This window comes from Micromonospora sp. BL4 (genome assembly GCF_003667505.1).
GTDB lineage: Bacteria > Actinomycetota > Actinomycetes > Mycobacteriales > Micromonosporaceae > Micromonospora.
This window is the reverse complement of the sequence record NZ_RCVJ01000101.1, coordinates 1-20,254: the sequence shown is the minus strand read 5'-3', so window position 1 is coordinate 20,254 and position 20,254 is coordinate 1. Positions and strand designations below refer to the sequence as shown.

General features: G+C 71.3%; 24 protein-coding genes and 1 pseudogene. 9 read left to right on the top strand and 16 right to left on the bottom strand.

Annotated elements, in window-relative coordinates:
* Positions 1-18: 18 nt before the first annotated feature.
* From EAD89_RS09695 to EAD89_RS09675, 5 genes are all read right to left on the bottom strand, one after another.
* A complete protein-coding gene (locus EAD89_RS09695; RefSeq protein ID WP_121675480.1) occupies positions 19-1,677 on the bottom strand; it encodes a glycoside hydrolase family 13 protein in 1,659 nt (552 codons plus the stop codon).
* A gap of 106 nt (positions 1,678-1,783) precedes the next feature.
* The gene (locus EAD89_RS09690) at positions 1,784-2,830 is read right to left on the bottom strand and encodes a LacI family DNA-binding transcriptional regulator (protein WP_121653100.1); all 1,047 of its coding nucleotides are present in this window, start codon (positions 2,828-2,830) and stop codon (positions 1,784-1,786) included.
* A 66-nt stretch (positions 2,831-2,896) separates the two neighbouring features.
* Complete coding sequence (locus tag EAD89_RS09685; protein ID WP_121675479.1) at positions 2,897-3,862, bottom strand: carbohydrate ABC transporter permease; 966 nt, start codon at positions 3,860-3,862, stop codon at positions 2,897-2,899.
* A gap of 1 nt (position 3,863) precedes the next feature.
* Positions 3,864-4,910, bottom strand: coding sequence for a carbohydrate ABC transporter permease (locus tag EAD89_RS09680; RefSeq protein ID WP_121675478.1), 1,047 nt, complete (start codon positions 4,908-4,910; stop codon positions 3,864-3,866).
* Positions 4,911-4,976: 66 nt separating this feature from the next.
* Positions 4,977-6,320, bottom strand: a complete 1,344-nt coding sequence (locus EAD89_RS09675) for an ABC transporter substrate-binding protein (protein WP_121675477.1) — start codon at positions 6,318-6,320, stop codon at positions 4,977-4,979.
* Between the two features lie 251 nt (positions 6,321-6,571).
* On the opposite strand from EAD89_RS09675, the gene EAD89_RS09670 reads away from it, so the two are divergent.
* Positions 6,572-7,345 carry a M23 family metallopeptidase gene (locus tag EAD89_RS09670; RefSeq protein ID WP_121653096.1) on the top strand — a complete coding sequence of 258 codons (774 nt, stop codon included), beginning with the start codon at positions 6,572-6,574 and terminating at the stop codon, positions 7,343-7,345.
* A gap of 52 nt (positions 7,346-7,397) precedes the next feature.
* Here EAD89_RS09670 and EAD89_RS09665 read toward each other — a convergent pair whose 3' ends face one another.
* From EAD89_RS09665 to EAD89_RS09650, 5 genes are all read right to left on the bottom strand, one after another.
* Positions 7,398-7,892 carry a TspO/MBR family protein gene (locus EAD89_RS09665; RefSeq protein ID WP_121675476.1) on the bottom strand — a complete coding sequence of 165 codons (495 nt, stop codon included), beginning with the start codon at positions 7,890-7,892 and terminating at the stop codon, positions 7,398-7,400.
* A gap of 163 nt (positions 7,893-8,055) precedes the next feature.
* Positions 8,056-8,199 (bottom strand): GPGG-motif small membrane protein, encoded by a 144-nt coding sequence (locus EAD89_RS30690; RefSeq protein WP_199723307.1) that lies wholly within the window; start codon positions 8,197-8,199, stop codon positions 8,056-8,058.
* Positions 8,190-8,966, bottom strand: a complete 777-nt coding sequence (locus EAD89_RS09660; RefSeq protein ID WP_121675475.1) for a metallophosphoesterase — start codon at positions 8,964-8,966, stop codon at positions 8,190-8,192. The genes EAD89_RS30690 and EAD89_RS09660 overlap by 10 nt, the downstream gene beginning before the upstream one ends.
* 10 nt (positions 8,967-8,976) lie before the next feature.
* Complete coding sequence (locus EAD89_RS09655; RefSeq protein WP_121653093.1) at positions 8,977-9,252, bottom strand: hypothetical protein; 276 nt, start codon at positions 9,250-9,252, stop codon at positions 8,977-8,979.
* Positions 9,249-9,875, bottom strand: coding sequence for a nucleotidyltransferase (locus EAD89_RS09650; RefSeq protein ID WP_255421216.1), 627 nt, complete (start codon positions 9,873-9,875; stop codon positions 9,249-9,251). The genes EAD89_RS09655 and EAD89_RS09650 overlap by 4 nt, the downstream gene beginning before the upstream one ends.
* Before the next feature lie 122 nt (positions 9,876-9,997).
* Between EAD89_RS09650 and EAD89_RS09645 the strand changes: the two are divergent.
* Positions 9,998-10,648 (top strand): annotated as a pseudogene (locus EAD89_RS09645) (dTMP kinase); the annotation flags it as partial.
* Positions 10,649-10,842: 194 nt separating this feature from the next.
* Here EAD89_RS09645 and EAD89_RS09640 read toward each other — a convergent pair.
* Positions 10,843-11,535 (bottom strand): SDR family NAD(P)-dependent oxidoreductase, encoded by a 693-nt coding sequence (locus EAD89_RS09640; RefSeq protein ID WP_121675473.1) that lies wholly within the window; start codon positions 11,533-11,535, stop codon positions 10,843-10,845.
* Between the two features lie 406 nt (positions 11,536-11,941).
* Between EAD89_RS09640 and EAD89_RS09635 the strand changes: the two genes are divergently transcribed.
* The 3 genes from EAD89_RS09635 (at position 11,942) to EAD89_RS09620 (ending at position 15,211) form a co-directional block, all read left to right on the top strand.
* Positions 11,942-12,856, top strand: coding sequence for a MurR/RpiR family transcriptional regulator (locus EAD89_RS09635; RefSeq protein ID WP_121656649.1), 915 nt, complete (start codon positions 11,942-11,944; stop codon positions 12,854-12,856).
* A complete protein-coding gene (murQ, locus tag EAD89_RS09630) occupies positions 12,853-13,809 on the top strand; it encodes an N-acetylmuramic acid 6-phosphate etherase (RefSeq protein ID WP_199723561.1) in 957 nt (318 codons plus the stop codon). Before EAD89_RS09635 ends, murQ begins: the two co-directional genes overlap by 4 nt.
* Before the next feature lie 412 nt (positions 13,810-14,221).
* Positions 14,222-15,211 carry an RNA polymerase sigma factor RpoD/SigA gene (locus EAD89_RS09620; protein WP_121656647.1) on the top strand — a complete coding sequence of 330 codons (990 nt, stop codon included), beginning with the start codon at positions 14,222-14,224 and terminating at the stop codon, positions 15,209-15,211.
* A gap of 72 nt (positions 15,212-15,283) precedes the next feature.
* Here the strand turns inward: EAD89_RS09620 and EAD89_RS09615 are convergent, their stop codons facing one another.
* Entirely contained in the window at positions 15,284-16,258 is a 975-nt protein-coding gene (locus EAD89_RS09615; protein ID WP_121656646.1) for an NlpC/P60 family protein, read from the bottom strand.
* A gap of 501 nt (positions 16,259-16,759) precedes the next feature.
* Between EAD89_RS09615 and EAD89_RS09610 the strand changes: the two genes are divergently transcribed.
* Positions 16,760-17,281: a DUF6232 family protein gene (locus EAD89_RS09610; RefSeq protein WP_121675471.1), complete on the top strand. Its 522-nt coding sequence runs from the start codon at positions 16,760-16,762 to the stop codon at positions 17,279-17,281.
* 54 nt (positions 17,282-17,335) lie between these two features.
* Here EAD89_RS09610 and EAD89_RS09605 read toward each other — a convergent pair whose 3' ends face one another.
* A complete protein-coding gene (locus EAD89_RS09605) occupies positions 17,336-17,662 on the bottom strand; it encodes a DUF3817 domain-containing protein (RefSeq protein ID WP_121656644.1) in 327 nt (108 codons plus the stop codon).
* 26 nt (positions 17,663-17,688) lie between these two features.
* The gene (locus tag EAD89_RS09600; protein ID WP_199733458.1) at positions 17,689-18,123 is read right to left on the bottom strand and encodes a hypothetical protein; all 435 of its coding nucleotides are present in this window, start codon (positions 18,121-18,123) and stop codon (positions 17,689-17,691) included.
* 130 nt (positions 18,124-18,253) lie between these two features.
* Between EAD89_RS09600 and EAD89_RS09595 the strand changes: the two genes are divergently transcribed.
* Genes EAD89_RS09595 through EAD89_RS09585 form a run of 3 tightly spaced genes read left to right on the top strand, consistent with a single transcriptional unit; the run spans position 18,254 to position 19,548 of the window.
* A complete protein-coding gene (locus tag EAD89_RS09595; protein WP_121656643.1) occupies positions 18,254-18,616 on the top strand; it encodes a DUF6158 family protein in 363 nt (120 codons plus the stop codon).
* Positions 18,616-18,948 (top strand): hypothetical protein, encoded by a 333-nt coding sequence (locus EAD89_RS09590; RefSeq protein WP_121675470.1) that lies wholly within the window; start codon positions 18,616-18,618, stop codon positions 18,946-18,948. The genes EAD89_RS09595 and EAD89_RS09590 overlap by 1 nt, the downstream gene beginning before the upstream one ends.
* A 60-nt stretch (positions 18,949-19,008) precedes the next feature.
* Positions 19,009-19,548, top strand: a complete 540-nt coding sequence (locus EAD89_RS09585) for a DUF1360 domain-containing protein (RefSeq protein WP_121656641.1) — start codon at positions 19,009-19,011, stop codon at positions 19,546-19,548.
* Positions 19,549-19,606: 58 nt separating this feature from the next.
* Here EAD89_RS09585 and EAD89_RS09580 read toward each other — a convergent pair whose 3' ends face one another.
* Together EAD89_RS09580 and EAD89_RS09575 are read right to left on the bottom strand one after the other, a co-directional pair.
* Entirely contained in the window at positions 19,607-19,801 is a 195-nt protein-coding gene (locus EAD89_RS09580) for a hypothetical protein (RefSeq protein WP_053653058.1), read from the bottom strand.
* Between the two features lie 67 nt (positions 19,802-19,868).
* Positions 19,869-20,093 carry a hypothetical protein gene (locus EAD89_RS09575; RefSeq protein ID WP_121656640.1) on the bottom strand — a complete coding sequence of 75 codons (225 nt, stop codon included), beginning with the start codon at positions 20,091-20,093 and terminating at the stop codon, positions 19,869-19,871.
* Between the last annotated feature and the right edge of the window lie 161 nt (positions 20,094-20,254).

Sequence of the window (20,254 nt, the reverse complement as noted above, 5' to 3'; positions counted from 1 at the left end):
GGGCCGGACAGGCGGGGATCAGGCGCGTACCCAGACCGTCACGTCGGTCGGCACCGTCCCGTCGTCGTGCAGCGGTGCGCTGGAAGCGAGCAGTTCGGCGCCGGCCGGAACCGGTACCGGAGTGGCGCCGAAGTTGGTCAGCACGGTCAGCTCACCGTTGCGGAAGGTCAGCACCTCGTCGCCGGAGGACAGCCATTCCAGCGTGCCGCGGCCCAGCCCGTGGGCGCGGCGCAGCCGCAACGCCGTGCGGTACAGCTCGTACGTCGACCCGGGCACGTCGCGCTGGCGGTCCAGCGCGTACTCCGCCCACAGCGGGGGCTGCGGCAGCCAGCTGGCGTCGGACGGCCCGAAGCCGTACGACGGCGCGTCCGCCTCCCACGGGATCGGCACCCGGCACCCATCCCGGCCGCGCTGGGTGTGTCCGCTGCGCGCCCAGGTCGGGTCCTGCCGGGCCTCGTCGGGCAGCGTGGTGTGCTCCGGCAGGCCCAGCTCCTCACCCTGGTAGAGGTAGGCCGAGCCGGGCAGGGCGAGCATCAGCAGCGTGGCCGCCCGGGCCCGGCGCAGGCCGAGCGCGGCGTCGGGCTGCGGGTCGCCGATGCCGATGCCGTTGGGCCGGGCGGTGCCGACGGGCAGGCCCAGCCGGGACGCGTGCCGCACGACGTCGTGGTTGGACAGCACCCAGGTGGTCGGCGCGCCGACCGAGTCGGTCGCCTCCAACGAGCGGGTGATCACCGCGTACTGGGCCGGTGCGGTCCAGGCGGCGAGCAGGTACTCGAAGTTGAACGCCTGATGCATCTCGTCCGGGCGGACGTAGCGGGCCAGCCGCTCGGCCGGCTCCACCCACGCCTCGGCGACCAGCACCCGCTCGCCGGGGTAGCTGTCGAGAAGCTGCCGCCACTGACGGTAGATCTCGTGTACGCCCTCCTGGTCCCACATCGGTGGGCGCGGCTTGTCCACCTCGTTGCCGGACAGGATCTCCTGCGGCTCCTGCCAGTCGGCCAGGTCGGCCTGCTTGACCAGACCGTGCGCCACGTCGACCCGGAAGCCGTCCACCCCGCGGTCGAGCCAGAACCGCAGCACGTCCAGGAACTCCGCGTGCACCTCCGGGTTGTCCCAGTTGAGGTCCGGCTGGCCCGTGTCGAACAGGTGCAGGTACCACTGGCCGGGCTGACCGTCGGGGTCGACCGTCCGGGTCCAGGCGGGGCCGCCGAAGACGCTCTGCCAGTCGTTCGGCGGCTGGTCGCCGGTCGGGCCGAGGCCGTCGCGGAAGATGTACCGGGAGCGCTCCGCGCTGCCGGGCGCGGCGGACAGGGCGGCCTGGAACCAGCGGTGCGCCGAGGAGGTGTGGTTCGGCACCAGGTCGACGATCACGCGCAGGCCGCGGGAGCGGGCCTCGGCGATCAGCTTGTCCGCGTCGGCGAGGGTGCCGAACAGCGGGTCGACGTCCCGGTAGTCGGCTACGTCGTAGCCGGCGTCGGCCTGGGGCGACGGGTAGAACGGGGAGAGCCACACCGCGTCCACACCCAGCTCGACCAGGTGGTCGAGGCGGGCCGTGATGCCCGGCAGATCGCCGACGCCGTCCCCGTCCGAGTCGGCGAACGAGCGGGGGTAGATCTGGTAGATGGAGGCCTCGGTCCACCAGCCGGTGACCGGGTGACCGGAGGGGGTCTGCTGCATCGGATCGGTGTTCAGGGTCGTCTCCCGTGTCGCGCTGTGGGTGGACTGCCGGATGCTGCTGCCGGCCGCGTCGCCGCCAGCCGCCGGCGGCGGATGGTTGGAGTTTTCAGTGTGCCCGGGGTGGTGCGGTCGAGTCCCGGACGACCAGCCGAGTGGGCAGGATCACCGGGGTGTCGCAACCGGGGGTCCGTTGACCCACGATCGGGCCCAGGCTCCGGACCCCGAGCGGGTCGAGCAGCATCCGGGCGGCCAGCCGACCCTGCTCGGCGGCGGGCTGGGCGATGGTGCTGAGCCCGAGCACGCCGGCCAGGTCGTGGTCGTCGATGCCGACCACGCTGACGTCCTGCGGTACGCGCAGCCCGGCGTCGCGCAGCGCGGTCATCGCGCCCATCGCCATCTCGTCGCAGGCGGCGACGATCGCGGTCGGCGGCTCTCCCCGGGCGAGCAGTTCGGCGGTGGCCCGGTTGCCGCCGTCGATGGTGAACGTCGACTCGACGTCCAGGCTCGGGTCGGGTCGCATGCCGGCGGCCCGCAGCTCCTCCTGATAGCCCCGGCGTCGGTCCAGGTGGGTGGTGAAGGCCAGCTCGTCGTCGGGGTCGCCGGAGATGTGCGCGATCCGGCGGTGGCCGAGGTCGAGCAGGTGCCGGGTGGCGGTACGGGCGGCAGCCACGTCGTCGATCCGCACGCACGGCCAGTTGGGCACCCTGGTCCCCGAGCTGATGGTCACCCCGGGCAGGTCCAGTGCGGCCAGCGCGGTCAGGTCGGCCGGGCGCAGCGGCGTGGCGACCAGCATGATGGCGTCCACCCGCTTGTGCAGGTTGGCGGTGCGCAGCACCCGCTGGCGGACCTGCTCCCGACCACCCAGGTTGTAGAGCAGCAGGTCGTAGCCGGACTCGTGGAGGAACGCCTCGACCGCCTCGACGACCGTGCTGAAGAACCACCGGGTGATCCGGGGGACCACCACCGCGACTGTGCCGGTGCGGCCACCGGCGAGCCGGGACGCGCTCGGCGAGACCTCGTAGTCGAGCTGCTCGGCGGCGGCGAGGACGCGGCGCCGGGTGGCGGCGGAGACCGTCGGCAGCCCGCGCAGCGCCCGCGAAACGGTGGCCGTCGACACTCCGGCCAGCCGGGCGACATCATCAATCTTCGTCACGGTTCCCCCGCTCGGTACCCGGCGCCCGCCGCCGCCCGAGGGGCCAGGCGGCGGCGGGCAAGCGGGTCAGCCCTTGACGCTGCCGGCGAGCAGGCCTCGCACGAAGTAGCGCTGCAGGGACAGGAACACGATGAGCGGTACGACGATCGACACGAACGCCCCGGCCGTCAGCCGCTGCCATTCGTTGCCCCGGGTGCCGGCCATCTCGGCCAGTCGGACGGTGAGCGGGGCGGTCTCGTCGCCGCCACCGGCGAAGATCAGCGCGACCAGCAGGTCGTTCCAGACCCAGAGGAACTGGAAGATGCCGATCGCGGCGAGCGCCGGGGTGATCAGCGGCAGCACGATGGTGCGGAAGATCTTCGGGTGGCCGGCGCCGTCGACCCGGGCCGCCTCCATCAGGTCTCCGGGTAGCTGCGAGATGAAGTTGTGCAGCAGGTAGACGGCGAACGGGAGCGCGAAGCAGGTGTGCGCGAACCACACCTGGGCGAACTTCTGTTCGTCGACCAGGTCCCAGGCCGGCATCAGGGTGACGCCGGCGACGGTGACACCGGTGGAGAAGAACTTCAGCAGCGGCACCAGCGCCATCTGCAGGGGCACGATCTGCAGCGCGAAGATCGCGATGTAGGCCCAGTCCCGACCCCGGAAGTTGATCCAGGCCAGCGCGTACGCCGCCAGGGAGGCGAAGGCGAGTGGGAAGAGCACCGACGGGATGGTGATCGCCAGGGAGTTGATGAAGTAGCTGGCCAGCTGCCCGGACGACGATGACCGGCCGAACAGGACCTGCTGGTAGTTCTCCAGGGTGAACTGCGGCTTGGTGAAGGCGGTCCACCAGCCGGTGGTCTTGATCTCGTCCTCGGGCCGGAGCGAGGAGATGAACAGGCCGAAGGTCGGGATGGTCCAGACCACCGCGATGACGATCGAGACGAGGGTCGCGGTGCGGCTGTTCAGCCGCTTGCGGACCCGCCCGGCGGTGGTCTTCGGCCCGTCGGTCTGCTGGGTGCCGACGGCGACTGTGGGCGTGGTAGTGGTCATCTCAGCCCTCCCGCTGCTGACGGAGGTTGCGGATCTGGTAGATCACGATCGGGATGACCAGGATGAAGAGGAAGACGGCGAGCGCGGAGCCCTGCCCGTTCTCGCCGTACCGGAAGGCCTGGTTGTACATCTCGTTGGCGATCACGCTGGTGTCGTAGTTGCCGTTGGTCGCGGTTCGGACGATGTCGAAGACCTTGAGCGTGGCGATCGAGAGGGTCACCACCACCACGATCAGCGCCGGTCGGATGGTCGGCATGGTGATCTGCCAGAACATCTGCCACGGGCTGACTCCGTCGAGCCGGGCGGCCTCCACGATGTCGCCGGGGATGGCCTTGATCGCGGCGGAGAGCACCACCATGGCGAAGCCGGCCTGGATCCAGATCATGATGACGATCAGCAGCAGCGTGTTCAGCGGCGACTCGAGCAGCCACTGCTTGGGTTCGCCGCCGAGGCTGACCACGATGTGGTTGAGCAGGCCGATCTGGTCGCCGTCGCCGCGGTAGGCGTAGACGAACTTCCAGATGATGCTCGCGCCGACGAACGAGATCGCCATCGGCAGGAAGATCAGCGACTTGGCGACGGCCTCGAACCGGGCCTTGTCCACCAGCACGGCGTAGATCAGGCCGAAGCCGGTCGCCACCAGCGGGACCAGGATCACCCAGATCAGGCTGTTGGTCAGCACCCGGATGATCGAGCTTTCGGAGAACATCCAGCTGTAGTTGGCCAGGCCCACCCACTCGTTGCTGTCCCTGTCCATCAGGGAGAGCAACGTGGTGCGGATGGCCGGCACGACCAGCCCGATGGTGAGCAGCAGCACCGTCGGCAGCATGAAGAAGAGCGCGAAGAGCCCTTCCCGTTGCTTCGGGCGCCGGGGGAGCGGGGCGCCGCTGGCGGACGCGGCGACGAGCTGCGCCTCCCGACGGCGGGCGAACCAGGCCGGCACCACGTCGAGGAGCAGGAGCAGACCGCCCACCACCGCGACGAAAGCGATCAGCCCGTACATCAGCATGAGGAACTTCGGCTGTTCCTCCGCGAAGTCGAACTCCATCGACCCTCCCAGGTCCAGATCCGCCGGTGGGCCGGTCCGCGGGTGCGGACCGGCCCACCGTTCAGATCACTTCCAGCTGCTCTCGATGCCCTGGAGCACCGACGCGGTGTCCTTGCCGTTGATCCACTCGACCATGCCCTTCCAGAACGTCCCCGCGCCGACGGCGGCCGGCATCAGGTCGGATCCGTCGAAGCGGAACGTGCCGGTCTTGTCCTGCAGGATCTGGACGGAGAGCTTGTCGATCGGGCTGGCGACGTTGGCGATGTCCAGCTTGTTGTTCGCCGTGACCCAGTTGCCGAGCTTCGCGCGGCTGTTGACGTACTCGCTGGAGGCGAGGTAGGTCTGCACCGCCTGGACCTCGGGACGGTCGGCGTACGCGACGACGAACTCGCCCGCGCCCAGCACCGGCTTGCCCTTGGCCGAGTCGATGGCCGGGAAGTAGAAGGCGAACGCGTCGCCGTCCTCGGCCACCTTCGTGCCCTCGGGGAACTGGTTGGCGTAGAACGACGCCTGCCGGTGCATCGCGCACTTGCCGGTGGTGACGGGCAGGCCGGCCTCACCGAAGGCGGTGGTGCCGATGCTCTTCACACCGCCGAAGCCGCCGTTCATGTACTTCTCGTTCTTCAGGATGGCGCCGGCGCGGTTGACCGCGTCGACGATCCTCGGGTCGTTGAACGGGATGGCGTGGGTGGTCCACTGGTCGTAGACCTCGGGGCCCTGCGTCCGCAGGACCACGTCCTCGATCCAGTCCGTGGCCGGCCAGCCGGTGGCGTCACCGGACTCGATGCCGGCGCACCACGGCTTGATGCCGCTCGCGGCGATCGTGTCGCTGAGCTTGATCATGTCGTCCCAGCTGGTCGGGACCGTCCAGCCCTTCTCCTTGAAGAGCTTCGGCGAGTACCAGACGAAGGACTTCACGTTGGCGCCGAGCGGCACGCCGTAGAGGGTGCCGTTGACGGTGCCGTACTTCAGCCAGTCGGCCGGCAGGTTCTGCTCGGCCATCGTCTTGGTGTCGGCCCCGAGGGACTTCAGCTTGCCGGCGTCGGCGAACCGCTTGACCAGACCCGGCTGAGGCACGAACGCCAGGTCGGGCGCGTTGCCGCCGTCGACCCGGACCGGGAGCTGCGCCTCGAACTCGGCGTTGCCCTCGTAGTCGATCTCGATGCCGGTGCAGTCGGTGAACTGCGACCAGGACCGCTCCAGCAGGTCGGCCTCGGCGTCACGGATGGACGCGTAGATGGAGACCTTCTTGCCGTCGTGGCCCTCGTACTTGTCGTATGCGGCGCACTCCGCGGAGCTCGCGTTGCTGCTCTTCTTGTCGTCGCCGGTACCGCAAGCGGTGGCGCTGAGCGCCAGCCCCAGTACGCCGGCGATCACGAAGGCCTGGCGTGGTCTGGTAAAGACCGCCATGCCGTCCTCCTTTCTAGCCGGCGCGGTCGTGCTCGATGGCGCGGCGCCGGTCCCGATGGGCGTGCACACATGTAAGCGCTTGCATCCGGTCCGGTCCAGCCCCTGCCAGACACGAGCGAGTAACAATCCGGAAACCTCCGGGCCGCCCCGTGGGCGCGCTCCCGGGCCGGGTCTCCGACTCTTTCGAAGAATGACGATATCTGTCAGGCTGAGGGCACCACATCGAAGGTTTTCGACATAGGAGGAGCTGTATGCGTAAGCGGTGGATCAGCCTGCTGGTGACAGGCCTGCTCGTCGGGGGAGTCCTGACTCCGGCGAGCCCGGCGCTGGCCGCGCCGACCTTCAAGGTGCCGTTCCCGTGCGGCCAGTCCTGGTCCGGGCAGACCCGGTCGAACCACAGCCCGGCGAACGCCGTCGACTTCAACCGCACCGACGACCTCGGCGACCCGGTGGTGGCCAGCGCCCCCGGCACCGTCGACCGGGTGACCGACCTCGGCGGCACCAGCTACGGCAAATACGTCCGGATCAACCACGGTGGCGGTTACAGCACGTACTACGCCCACCTCAACGGCTTCAACGTGTCCGTCGGCCAGACCGTCGGCTACGGCAAGGTGCTGGGCTGGGTCGGCAGCACGGGCGGCTCCACCGGCCCGCACCTGCACTACGAGCAGCGCCTGAACGGCAACGACATCCAGGTCCGGTTCAACGGCGCCCTCGGTCTGTACTGGGGCACCAAGACCTATACCAGCGACAACGGGTGCGGCTCGGGCGGCGGCAACGGCACGGTCGACACCAGCGGCACCCCGCTGACCGTCCGTTCCGGCCCCGGCACCGGGTACGCCTCCGTCGGGACCGTCGCCGACGGCACGCGGGTGACCATCGCCTGCCAGACCAGCGGCACCACGGTCACCGGCACCTACGGCACCAGCTCGATCTGGGACCGGATCGGCACCGGCCGTTTCATCGCCGACGCGTACGTGTACACCGGACACGACGGTTACATCCCGGGCGTGCCCCGCTGTTGAGTCGCCTGACGACCACGGTTCCCGGCGGGCGGCGCCGCCGGGGATCTGTCGGTCAGGAGTTCAGCCGCCAGATCGACAGGTTCAGTGCGGCGGCGAAGGTGACCCAGGCCCAGTAGGGCAGCATCAGCGCCGCCGCGCCCCGGGAGACCCGGGCGAACAACGCCACGGTGAGCCCGATCGCCAGCCACATCGCCACGATCTCGGCGAACGCCAGCCCGTACTGCCCCGCGCCGAAGAACAGCGGGGTCCAGATCGCGTTGAGCACCAACTGGGCGGTCCACGCCCAGAGCGCGGGCCCGAAGCCGACCCGGCGCCAGGCCAGCCAGCCGGCCACCGCGATCAGCGCGTAGAGCACCGTCCAGACCGGGCCGAACAGCCACGAGGGCGGCGCCCAGCCGGGCTGCCGGAGGCTGGCGTACTCGTCGGTGGTGCCCTGCACCCCCAGCCCACCGATCGCGGCCGCCACGAAGACCGCGGCCGCGAAGCCGGCCAGCGCCCAGCGCGACCGTCGGCCGGAGGTTGGTGGCCCGTCCCGCGATATCTCCACGGTCGAGATATTTCCGCCTGATCGGCGGTCAAACCAGCTGTCTCGAAGGATCAGACCCGCGGACAAAACAGCGCCGGGATCGCCACGGCCGGTGCTCCTGTCGGGAGGACGGAGCTCCGGTCGCGGCGACCCCGGCGGGTCCCGGTACTGCTACCTACGAGCGTCAATTGAAAATGCTGACACCACCCGGGCCGACCAACAGCCCGACAATGATGAGGACGATGCCCCACAGGACCTGCCGGCGGAACAGCGCGAGGATGCCGGCGACCACGAGTACGACTGCGAGAATCCAGAGAATCAGCTCCATGACCTCTGACTACCCGAGCGTCCGATCGGGGAAACCTGGTCGGAGTCGTGTTGATCGCCGACATGGAAGACGCTGTAGGCCTGCTTGATCACCGGGTGCGCGACGTTACGTACCCGCACACCACCGGGCGTGGTGCCGCGCTCGGTGCCGGCGTGCGCGTGCCCGTGCAGGGCCAGCGCGGTGGGTGCCGAGTCGATCGCCTGCCCGAGCTGGTACGAGCCGAGGAACGGGTAGATCTCCAACGGTTCACCGGCCAGCGTGTCCGGCACCGGTGAGTAGTGGGTGAGCGCGACCAGCATGTCGCAGTCGAGCGAGCGCAGCGCCTTGCCGAGGCTCTCCGCGCTCTCGTTGGTGGTGCGGACGAACGCCTTCATCTCCGGCTCGCCGAAGTCGCTCGCGCACCGCCCGGCGAACCCGCCGCCGAAGCCCTTGACGCCGGCGATGCCGAGTCGGCCGCCCGCGCAGTCCAGCACCACGCCGTTGCCCTCCAGCACGGTGATGCCCGCGTCCTCGAGCACCTTGACCACCTGCGGCACCTGGTCGCACTGGTGGTCGTGGTTGCCGAGCACCGTCACCACCGGCACGCCCAGCCCGCCGAACTCCTGCGCCACGCAGCGCGCCTCCGACTCGGTGCCGTGCCGGGTCAGGTCACCGGCCAGCAGGAGAACGTCGGCGCAGTCCGGCAGCTCCTCCAACGCCGGGCGGAACCGACCGACCACGTCCTCGTCCAGATGCACGTCGCCCACGGCGGCGATCCGGATCACCATGAAACCTCCCTCAGGGCAGTTGCTCGATCTCCGTGGGCGCCTGGGCGCGGATCACCCCGATGTCGCTGGTGATCGGCACGTCCGGGAAGCGCTCGGCCACTCGGCGCAGGATCTCCGCACGCCGGTGCGGGCTCTCCACCTCGCCGTAGAGCACGAGGGCGCGCTCCCGCCGGACCACGGTGATGCCCTGTTCGGCGACGGCGGGATCCTCGGCGAGCAGCCGGTGGATCTCGGCCTCCACGTACTCGTCGGGTGGCCCGGCGCCGCTGTCGCGATGGTGGCTCACGGTGTCCCCTCTCCTGCCTGGGTGCCGGTTTCCGGCACCACCTCCAGCCGGTCCAGCAGCACCAGGAACGCCTCGGCGTACGGCGAGTGCTGCGTCTCCTTGCGTACCCGTTCCCAGTCGATCTGCTCCCGCAGCGACCGGGCCAACGGCAGGCCGCGGGCGAAGTCGCAGTAGTGCTGGGAGAAGCTGAGCAGCTTGTGCACCATCAGCTGGGTGGCGGACAGGACCGGCATGTGAATCGCGTCCACCGGGCGGACGACCGTGTCGGCGAACGTCTCCTCGGTCACCGGCGTCTCGATCGGCCGGTGGATCAGATCGACCATGCGCCCGTCGTCGAAGACCTTGACCAGCCAGTCCTCGGGTGGACGCTCGGCGACGAAGCCGGCGGCCACCAGGGCCTCGAGGGCCTGCTCGACGTCGGCCTCGCGGATCAGGAAATCGACGTCGTGATCGCTGGAGTGGCCGCCGTGGGCGTAGACCGCGAAGCTGCCCCCCAGGGCGAACGGGATCTCGGACTGCTTGAGCACGGCGGCGACCTTCTTCAGGGTGTGCACCAGACTCTCGTCCCCGCGCTCAGCCATCTGGTTCTCCCGTCGGTCGTATTGGTGGACAGGCGGTTGGATTTCGAACTCCCGTACCCGGCATTCCGGTCGCCCACACCTGGCCGGGTCGCGGGTGGGTGCGAACAGGGATCAAGCACCACAAACTGCGCGTGCCGGAGCGCGGGTCGGATAACCTGTCGAGGGTGGCCAGATCATCGGGTACGCGACGCGGCAGGACCCGGTTGCGCACCGTGGCCCTGATCGGCATCGACGGTTCGGGCAAGACCACCCAGGCACACCGGCTGGCCGACGCGCTCACCGCCGCCGGCCGCCCGGCCACCTACCGCCGCAACGCCAGCGGGCGTCGCTGGCTCGGCCGGCTCGCCCACCGACTCGGCCGTTCCGACGCGCAGCGCCTCGTCGGGCGCGACGGCGTGCTGGCGGTGGAATCCGTGCTGCGCTGGCTCGCCATCGCCGCCGCCCTGCTCAGTTGCCTGCTCACCGGCCGGACGGCCGTGATGGACCGCTACTCGGCCTGTCAGTACGCCAGCATCCGCGCGCACGGCGGGCACCGCTGGGAGCGGCTGGCCCGGGCCGGTTACCGACTCTTTCCTACGCCGCAGGTGACCTTCCTGCTCGCCGTCGACCCGGCTGAGGCGTACCGGCGGATCGAGCAGCGGGGCACCGACCACGAGACGATGGGCTGGCTGACCGCCGCCGACACCGCCTACCGCGCCCTGCCCGAGTATCCGACCTTCGTCCTGGTGGACGCGGGCCGCCCGGCCGAGGAGGTGACCGAGCAGATCCAGGCGCACCTGGCGACCTGGCTGCCGCCGTCCGCCCGTCCCGATCCGGACCGTCCGCCCGCCGGGCCGCCGCCGGTCGACGTGCCGGAACCGGCGCCGGCGCCGGCGTCGCCGCCGCCGACCGTGCTGCCCCCGCCGCCGACCGTGCTGCCCCCGCCGGTGTCGACGCCGTCCGTCGGCACGACGGCCGCCGCTGCGGCGGACCAGCGGACCAGCCGCAGTGCTGGCGGCCCGCTGGTGGCTCAGGCCCGCCCGTAGACCGGGACGGCGGCGCCGCTGGTCGGCGCGGACTCCGCCGACGCGAGGAAGTGGATCACCGAGGCGATCTCGGCCGGGGCCACCCAGCGGGAGTGGTCGGCGTCGGGCTGCGCGGCACGGTTCGCCGGGGTGTCGATGACGCTCGGCAGCACGGTGTTGCAGCGCACGTTGCGGGACCGGTACTCGACCGCCACCGCGTTGGCGAACGCGAGCACCGCGGCCTTGGCGGTGACATAGCCGGCCGCACCGGGGAACGGGGTGACCGCCGCGCGGGCCGAGACACAGACCACCGCGCCGCCGCCGGCCGCCACCAGGTGCGGCAGCGCGGCCCGGGTGACCAGGTAGGTCGGCCGAAGGTTGGCGGTGAGCATCCGCTCGAACTCCTCGACCGGTGTCTCATGCACCAGCCCGCCGCTGGCGTAGCCGCCGACCAGGTTGACCACCGCCCGCAGCGGCGCCGCCGGTTCGCCGGCGGCGGCCTCGACCGCGCGCGCCGCGCCGGCCGGATCGGTCAGGTCCGCGACGAGTCGGACCAGCCCGTCGGCAGCCGGCTCCGACCCGGGCCGAGCTCCCCGCTCCGGTACGACCACCCGCCAGCCGGCCGTCAGGAAGGCGTCGGTGACCGCCCCGCCCAACCCGCCCGTGCCGCCGGTGACCAGCACACTGCGCTCCACCATGCGGCACACGCTAGCGCCGCCGCGGCATCGCCACCGCCCCGACCCGCCTCGTCCGGTCCGCATCGCCCCGACCCGCCTCGTCGGGTCCGCATCGCCCCGACCCGCCTCGTCGGGTCCGCACCGCCCCGACCCGCCTCGTCGGGTCCGCACCGCCCGGTCGGGTCGGGTCGACGCGCCGTCGGCGGAGCCCTGCCCGGCGTGGCTGCTCGGCGACGCCGTACGGTCTGGCCGGACCCGGACGTCGCGCGCCCGGAGCCGACCGGCAGGCCGACCCGGCCCGGCGGGGGAGGTGGCCCGGTTCCGGCGGTGGCACGCTTGGCCTCACGGGCTCGCCCGATCGGCGGTACTTTGCCCAACACGTGGAGTCATGGTTGACGCTCACGCCTCGTGAAAGTAAGTTTCATCCGTGGCGAAGAGTCCGAAGATTTCTGCGAGTCACGAGCCCGGTGGGCTGATCGTCCACATCAGCGGGCTGCTGCCGTCGCTGTCGCCCGCTGAGCAGCGGGTCGCCCGGCTGGTCGTCGCCGACCCGGCTGCCGCCGCCCGCCGGACGATCACCGATCTCGCCACCGCAGCCGAGACATCCGAGGCGACGGTCATCCGGTTCTGCCGGTCGGTCGGCATGGACGGTTATCCGCAGCTGCGGATCCGGCTCGCCGCCGAGGCCGCCCGCCGGGTCGAACCGCCGGACGCCCGGGTGGTCGGCGGTGACATCCCGCCCGGCGCCGACCTCGCCCAGATCATCGCCACCATCGCGTTCAACGACGCCCGCGCGGTCGAGGAGACCGCCGAACAGCTCGACCCGGCCGTCTGCGAGCAGGTGGTCGAGGCGATCGCCAGCGCCGGCCGGATCGACATCTACGGCGCCGGCGCCAGCGGGTTCGTCGCGTCCGACTTCCAGCAGAAGCTGCACCGCATCGGCCGGATCGCCTTCTACTTCCCCGACGTGCACACCGCGCTGACCTCGGCCGCGCTGCTGGGCCGTGGCGACGTGGCGATCGGCATCTCGCACACCGGCACCACCTCCGACGTCATCGAGGTGCTGGAGCAGGCCCGTACGCGGGGCGCCGTCACCGTGGCGCTGACCAACTTCCCGCGCTCGCCGATCACCGAGGTGGCCGACTTCGTGCTGACCACCGCGGCCCGGGAGACCACCTACCGCTCCGGCGCGACGGCCAGCCGGCTGGCCCAACTCACCGTGGTCGACTGCCTGTTCGTCGGGGTGGCCGCCCGCAACCGGTCCCGGGCGCGCAAGGCTCTCGAGGCGACCGCCGAGGCCGTCCTGTCGCACCGGGTGGGTGCGAACCGGAGGCGAGGATGACGGCCGGTGCGGTGGAGCCGGACGAGGACATGCCAGCACCCCCCGCCCGCCCGACTGTCCGGGTGGGCGCCCCCACCGAGCGGCGCAACCCGCTCAGCGCCGACCTCGACCTGATGTCGACCCGGGACGTACTCACCCTGATCAACGAGGCCGACCGGCGGGTGCCCACCGCGGTCGCCGCGGTGCTCGACGAGATCGCCGCCGCGGTCGACCTGGCGGTCGCGGCGCTGCGCGGCGGCCACCGGGTGCACTACTTCGGGGCCGGCACCTCGGGCCGGCTGGCTGTGCTCGACGCGGCCGAGCTGGCCCCCACCTTCAACTCGCCTCGGCACTGGTTCTGCTCCCACCTCGCCGGCGGGCCGGACGCCATGTGGCAGGCCGTGGAGGACGCGGAGGACGACGACCGGGGCGGCGCGGCCGATGCGGCCGGATGTGTGCGCGCGGGTGACCTCGTGGTCGGTCTTGCCGCCAGCGGACGCACCCCGTACGTCCTCGGGGCGCTCGCCGCGTCCCGCGCCAAGGGCGCCTCGACGGTGCTGCTCTGCGCCAATCCGGAGGCGGAGGCGGCCGGCTCGGTCGACGTGTTCATCGGGGTGGACACCGGACCCGAGGTCGTCACGGGGTCGACGCGCATGAAGGCGGGCACCGCGCAGAAGTTGGTGCTCAACGCGTTCTCGACCGCCGTCATGGTGCGCCTGGGTCGGGTCTACTCGAACCTCATGATCGACATGGTGGCCACCAACGCGAAGCTCCGCGGGCGGATGATCTCGATCCTGGTCGAGGCCACCGGCTGCTCGGAGGAGGTCTCCCGGCGGGCCCTCAACGAGGCCGACGGCGATCTGAAGACCGCCCTGGTCGCGCTGGTCTCCGGCGCCGAGGTCGCGGCCGCGCGGGCCGCGCTGGCCCGCTCCGCCGACCAGGTACGCGGCGCCCTCGCCCTGCTCGCCACCTGACGCCACCCGCCCGCCTCGCCGGCGGGAAGCGAATGAGGCTCCGGATTGTTCATCGGGGCGGGGGGTAATAACACCCCCGTGGATGAACCGACCGGTCCACCGGTGCGTATCTGGCAGTGACCAGGATCGCAGCGCGGTGGTGACCCGGGTCGCTGTGCCCCCGCGGCGGGCGGTGTTGCCATTGGTGCGGGCGTTCGGCGATTCGCCGACCCGCCAACCCGTACGTGGTGCCCAGCGGCGAGCCACCCGACGGGGTGCTGACAGCAAACATGGACCGTGCTCTCAGCTACTACTCAGGCATTCGTGACACTTTCGACTCACGACATGGAATCCCCGACACGTCTCATCTGTTGTGTAGGTGTCAGCACCGGTGGGCACAGCGGAAGTTACCGGGGGGCTGACGGACGTGGGGATGGCAAGGAACCGGGCAACCGGCGCGAGCGAGGGGACCGTGGGCAACGTGGACAAGAACATCGGCATGCGAACCGATCAGGTCGCCGAGGAGCGCGACCTCGTCGGCGTCTACCTGCACGAGATCTCCCGGACGCCACTGCTGGACGCCGCCCGGGAGGTCGATCTTTCCAAGGCGATCGAGGCCGGCCTCTACGCCGAGCACCTGCTCGGTGAGGACCGCGTCCCCGATGGCGTCGACCGGGCCGACCTGGAGCGGCTGGTCGTCGAGGGGGAGCACGCGAAGGACCTCTTCATCCGTGCCAACCTGCGACTGGTCGTGTCGATCGCCCGCCGTTACGTGCGCTCGGGCATGCCCATGCTGGATCTGATCCAGGAGGGCAACACCGGTCTGGTCCGGGCGGTTGAGAAGTTCGACTACGAGCGTGGCTACAAGTTCTCGACCTACGCCACCTGGTGGATCCGCCAGGCCATCAGTCGGGCGATCGCCCAGCAGGAGCGCACCGTCCGACTGCCGGTGCACCTGGTGGAGGACGTCAACCGGATGCGCAACGTGGCGCGCCAGCTCACCCGTGAGCTGGGCAGCGACCCGGAGCCGGAGCAGATCGCGGCGTCGCTCGGCGTCACCGTTGAGCGGGTCAACGAGCTGCGCCGCTGGTCGCAGGACACCGTCTCGCTGGACACGCCGGTCGGCGACGACGGCGACACCAAGCTCGGCGACCTGGTCGCCGACACCGACGCCCCGTCGCCGGAGGACATCGTCCTCTCCGGGCTGGAGCGGCAGCGCATCGAGGGGCTGCTCAACCACCTGGACGACCGTTCGGCCGGCATCATGCGGGCCCGTTACGGGCTGGAGGACGGCCGCGAGCACTCGCTCACCGAGGTCGCGTCCCGGTTCTCGCTGTCCCGCGAGCGGATCCGGCAGCTGGAGATCCAGGCCCTCGGCCGGCTCCGTGAGCTGGCCCGCGCGGAGGGGCTGCAGGCAGCCTGACCTGGTAGCAATGACGGCGAACGGCCGGCGTCCGATAGGGGGACGCCGGCCGTTCGCCGTATCTGCTGGCGGCTAGCGGACCCGACCGTAGCCCTGGATGGGCATCATGTTCATGCCCCGCTTGAGGACGTTGCGGCCGGCGCTCGGTGCGTCGATCACCTGACCGCCGCCCACGTAGAGGGCGACGTGCCCGAGCCCGTTGTAGAAGATCAGGTCTCCCGGGCGCAGGTCACCCCGGCCGATGTGGGCGACCGCCCCCCACTGCATCCGGGTGTTGTGCGGCAGCGACTTTCCGGCCGCCCGCCAGGCGGCTGAGGTCAGCCCGGAGCAGTCGTAGCCGTTCGGCCCGTCGGCCGCCCACACGTACGGCTTGCCCAGCGCCCCGAAGGCGTAGCGCACCGCCGTGCCGGCAGCACCCGAGACGGCGGGTGCCTTCCCGGCCTCGGCCGGCGCCTTGGGCGCGGGTTGCTCGGTGGGCGCCCCGTACGCCTGCCGGCGCAGCTCGTACAGCTTGGCCAGATCCCTCTCGATCTGCTTCCTGCCCACCGCCAGCTGGCGGGCCTGCGCGGCCTGCCGGGTCAGCGTGGCGTCCAGGCGGCGCTTCTCGTCGAGCAGCCGTCGCTGGTTCGCGGTGAAGCCGGAGATGCGTTCCTGCCGCTGACGGGTGAGCTGGTCGAGCGCGCCGAGCCGATCCAGCAGCGCCGCCGAGCCGCCGGTACGCAGCAGCGCGTCCGCGGTCTGCAGCTCGCCGCTCTTGTACGCGGTGTTGGCCAGCTGGGCGACGTCGGCCCGGCTCTGCTCGGCCTGCTGTTCCAGTGGGCCGATGCGGGCCTGTAATCGGGCCACGGCGCTCTTGTTGGTCTTGATCTCCTCGGTGAGCTTGTTGTACGACTCGACGACCCGTTCCAACTGGGCCGAGGACGTCTCGATCCGGCGGGTCAGGTCGGCGGGGGACGGCTCGGCGTGGGCCACCGCCGTCGGGGCGAGCAACGCGGCCGACATGCCGGCCAGCGCCATGGTGCGCAGCAGGTTTCTCAGGGATGACAAGAGCGGAAGGCCCCTCTCCCAAGGCCGCCGGCGGGCTGCTGATGCCCTCGGCGACACCGGCCGGGGCCACCCGGGCGGACGGCACTGGGCCGGACCGGCTCGCCCAACCTAACCCGGGACGGCTGTCGTCCGCAGTTGAAGTAGGGGCGAATGTTGGCGTTGTGGCCGGTAGGGCCGCTGCGCCCGCTGACATTCCGCGTGGCTGCCGACGCTCGACGGACGAGCCATAGCGTCCGTCTTGTAGGCAATTGACGGTTGTGCGGCTTTCGTCGTTCCGGGCGCATGCCGCCGGATACCTGCGCTCCATAACCGATAAAACCTGAAATGGATGCTGTTTCTCGACGATGTCCGCCGCACGGGCGAGCTGTCGGAAGCCGGTAATTGGCCCGGCGGGCTGGCGCCGCCGCAACACAATGAACACCGGAGCCGGGAATCCCGTCGACAGGCAGCGATGCCTGTGACCTGCGGGCCAACCCGGCGAACCGCCCCACGGGAGGAACCGTGAATCGTGAAGGCGCAACGAAGCGACCGCAGCGAACGGTGCCCGGCGCCCGGACCACCCTGCTGTACGCGCGGCCCGGCATCATCGTGACCGTCGACCGGTTCACCGTCGGCCGGAACAGCTACCGGATCGCCGACCTGACCCACCTGCGTACCACCCGTGGCCCACACGACCGGATCGCCGTCCGGGCGGTCATGATCACGGCCGCCATGCTCGGCGGCGTCGGGCTGCTGCTCGGCTTCACCGGCGGCCTGCAGCGGCTGACCGCCGGGGCGTACCTCATTCTCGGGGCGGTGTTCCTGCTGCCGGCGGCGCTGGCCCTGATCGGCGATCGCTGGCGGCCGCCCCCGCACGAGCTGTGGGGGTGGCACCGGGGTGCGGAGGTGCTGCTGTTCAGCGCCGACGACGAGCGGCAGTTCGGCCAGGTCACCCGCGCACTGCTGCGAGCCCGGGAAGTCAACCGGTACGGCGGCTGGGCGGATCCGCTCGCCTCGGCCAACCCGTGGCGGCCCAGCCGCTGACGTGCGCCGACCCGCCACGGGCCTTGCCGGGCCGTGGCGCCGACGGTTCGCCGATCAGCTGGCGACCGGCTCCGGCGTACGCTCCGCGGGGCGCGCCAGCCACCCGGTGACCCGCCGCTCGGCGTAGAACGAGACGAACGGCACGGTGCCGGCCAGCATCACCAGGAGCATCCGCTTCAGCGGCCACTCGGCCCGACGACTCAGGTCGAACGCGGCCAGCAGGTAGACCATGTAGAGGAAGCCGTGCGCCTGCCCCACCGTCTCCACCACGACCGGGTTGTCGAACCCGTACTTCAGCGGCATGCCGATCACGACCAGCAGGATCAGCGCCACGCCCACGATCCAGGCGATCACGCGGTACCGGGTAAGGGCTGCGCCCACCTTCGTCCGTCCTTCCGAGCCCCGGCTCAGCCGGGATAGTCACCGGGCCGGGCGCCCGGATTGGCGTTCAACCATGACAGGTAGTCGTTGTAGGCGGCCAGCTCCGTGTCCTCGACCGGCCCGCTGGCAGCCCGGACCCGGGCCACCCGGACCGGTCGGCGTACCGCCGGTCGGGACCCGGCGGCCGCGGCCGGAGCCGCGTCGGCGGCCGGCGCGTCGGCGGGGTCGCCCGGCGGTTCGGTGGCGGCCACCGCCTTCCGGCGGGCCAACCGCACCTCACGCCACCACACGTAGACGACGAAGCCGGCGAAGACCGGCCACTCGACCGCGTATCCCCAGCTGATGCTGTTGCCGGCGGTGGCGCGGCTGACCTGCCACCAGCCCAACCCGAGGAAGCCCACGACCAGCACGACCATGGCCACGTGACGCGCGATCCACGCCGGGGTCCAGAGCCACCTCATGGCGTCGAGGGTACCGGGAACCGGGCCGCTCTCCGACACCGTGTCGTAGTTGTCGCACGGCGGGGAGGGTTTGGCGTCACCCGGTGTGGGCATCCGTCTAGACGCCAGCCCAAACGAGACCAGGGGGGCGATGATGACCGGATCGGTACGCGAGGACGGCTTTCCGTCCAGTGGCAGCACGGACACCAGTGGCAGCACGGACATGAGCCCGGAGCAGCGGGTGCCCGAGTGGGGCGGTGACCACCTCGCCGACCCGGCGGATGCCGGTGCGGATTTCGACGGTGACGTGCTCGGCGTCGACCCGACGGAGCTGAGCGACGAGGACCTGATCCGGGAGATGCACAGCCTGCACCGCACCCGGCTGGACACCCTCCGGCACGCGGCGGATTCCGCGCTCGCCAACCACCTGCGCCGCACGGCGGAGCTCGAGACCGAGTACCTGGCCCGCCACCCGGGCCGGGAAGTGGACCCGAGCCGCCTGCGGGACGCCTGATGGCGGCGCGCGCTGTGCGTGGCATGTCCGCGCCCCCCGAGGTGGTCTTCAACACGGCCACCGATCCGGCCCGGGCCTCGGCCTGGCTGCCGGAGCCGTTGCGCGGCGATGGCAGCCCGGCCTCCGAGATCAACGGCGAGGAGCTGCGGGCGCGCTGGGGTGACGACGCCGACTGGTCCGCGGAGATCCGGGTGGAGCCGGCGGACTCCGGCGGGGCCCGGATCCAGCTCGACCTGGCCGACGGCTCGGGCGGGGCGGCTCCGGACCAGCTCGCCGACGAGGCACTGAGCAACCTGGTACGCGAGGTCGCCGACAACCTCCAGGCCGGCTGAGACGTCACCGATCACGCGGGAGGAGTGCTCCCGCGCCACCACGACCTGCGAGGAGAACGGGTGACCGGCATTGGCCTGCGACAGAAGGCGGCACGGCTACGTCGGGCGTACGCGCCGCACGAGCACCGCCCGCTCGGCGGCTACCTGGCGGCGATGGGCACCTACGCCGGGGTGACCGGTGCCATCGCCGGACTGGTCAAGGTCACCGGGCGACCGGTGCCCGAACGGCCCGCACCGGCCGACGTGGTGCTGCTCTCCATCGCCACGCACAAGCTCAGCCGGTTGCTGTCCAAGGACGCGGTGACGAGCCCGCTGCGGGCGCCGTTCACCCGCTACGACCGCCCGATCGGCAGCGGCGAGGTCATGGAGCAGGTCCGCGACTCGGGCAGCTCCACCCGGCACGCCATCGGCGAGCTGATGAGCTGCCCGTTCTGTCTGGCGGTCTGGGTGGCCACCGGGCTGACCGGCGGCCTGGTGCTCGCGCCCCGGCTGACCCGGCTGGTGGCCACCGCGCTGACCGCGGTCGCCGCGTCCGACTTCCTCCAGATGGCGTACGCGAGCGCGCAGCAGGCCGCCGAGGGCGGCCACGACGACGACTGATCCGCGGACGAAACGAAGCGGGGGCCGGCGTTCTGCCGGCCCCCGCTTCCCGTACGCGTCAGCGCTGCATGCCGGACCAGCCGTGCGGCGACTCCGGCTCCCGTTCGTCCTCGTCCGCCCCGGTGATGATGTCCCGATCCACCGCCGTCTTGTCGTGCTCGTTGGCGAAGTCCGGCTCGGGCGTGGTGTCCCTGCCCTTCGGGGGCTGACCCAGCGCCGGCACCTTCTCGTCGTGGTCCTCGTGATGTGTCATCTCGGTGTCCCTTCTGCGGTCGGCGGCGAAGCGGGCGCGCTCGGGCCCGGGATGCGCTGCGGCTCGTTCAACCGACGGACCCGCCCAGCAGGTCGCTGACCTCGTCCACCGCGTACTCGCCCTCGGGCAGCGAGTCGAGCCGGGCGAGCAGGTCCGCCGGTAGGTCGGCGGCCACCGCACGGCGGTAGATGTCCGCCTGGGTGACCCGCTCCTGACCCCGGTAGATGTCGTCGAGCAGGTCGTTGAGGGCCCGGGTGTCCGGCTCGCCGGCCACGGATGCGTCGTCGGTCACGCCGATCAGCTACCCGGGCCGGAATCGGTCAAACGTCACGCCAACGGGCCGGTCGTGCCTCCGATCAATGGCACTTCGACATGCCTTTGCTCTGCACCCGCCCGTGCGCCAGTTACGGACCGTACGTGTCGCATGGGCGGGTGCAGAGCAAAGGCATGTCG

What these genes read in the sequence shown, in the direction of transcription:
- EAD89_RS09695 (WP_121675480.1), bottom strand. Translation starts at nt 1,677, where the DNA reads ATGCAGCAGACCCCCTCCGGTCACCCGGTCACCGGCTGGTGGACCGAG.
- EAD89_RS09685 (WP_121675479.1), bottom strand. Translation starts at nt 3,862, where the DNA reads ATGACCACTACCACGCCCACAGTCGCCGTCGGCACCCAGCAGACCGAC.
- EAD89_RS09680 (WP_121675478.1), bottom strand. Translation starts at nt 4,910, where the DNA reads ATGGAGTTCGACTTCGCGGAGGAACAGCCGAAGTTCCTCATGCTGATG.
- EAD89_RS09675 (WP_121675477.1), bottom strand. Translation starts at nt 6,320, where the DNA reads ATGGCGGTCTTTACCAGACCACGCCAGGCCTTCGTGATCGCCGGCGTA.
- EAD89_RS09670 (WP_121653096.1), top strand. Translation starts at nt 6,572, where the DNA reads ATGCGTAAGCGGTGGATCAGCCTGCTGGTGACAGGCCTGCTCGTCGGG.
- EAD89_RS30690 (WP_199723307.1), bottom strand. Translation starts at nt 8,199, where the DNA reads ATGGAGCTGATTCTCTGGATTCTCGCAGTCGTACTCGTGGTCGCCGGC.
- EAD89_RS09660 (WP_121675475.1), bottom strand. Translation starts at nt 8,966, where the DNA reads ATGGTGATCCGGATCGCCGCCGTGGGCGACGTGCATCTGGACGAGGAC.
- EAD89_RS09640 (WP_121675473.1), bottom strand. Translation starts at nt 11,535, where the DNA reads ATGGTGGAGCGCAGTGTGCTGGTCACCGGCGGCACGGGCGGGTTGGGC.
- murQ (WP_199723561.1), top strand. Translation starts at nt 12,853, where the DNA reads ATGACGGCCGGTGCGGTGGAGCCGGACGAGGACATGCCAGCACCCCCC.
- EAD89_RS09620 (WP_121656647.1), top strand. Translation starts at nt 14,222, where the DNA reads ATGGCAAGGAACCGGGCAACCGGCGCGAGCGAGGGGACCGTGGGCAAC.
- EAD89_RS09600 (WP_199733458.1), bottom strand. Translation starts at nt 18,123, where the DNA reads ATGAGGTGGCTCTGGACCCCGGCGTGGATCGCGCGTCACGTGGCCATG.
- EAD89_RS09595 (WP_121656643.1), top strand. Translation starts at nt 18,254, where the DNA reads ATGATGACCGGATCGGTACGCGAGGACGGCTTTCCGTCCAGTGGCAGC.
- EAD89_RS09590 (WP_121675470.1), top strand. Translation starts at nt 18,616, where the DNA reads ATGGCGGCGCGCGCTGTGCGTGGCATGTCCGCGCCCCCCGAGGTGGTC.
- EAD89_RS09580 (WP_053653058.1), bottom strand. Translation starts at nt 19,801, where the DNA reads ATGACACATCACGAGGACCACGACGAGAAGGTGCCGGCGCTGGGTCAG.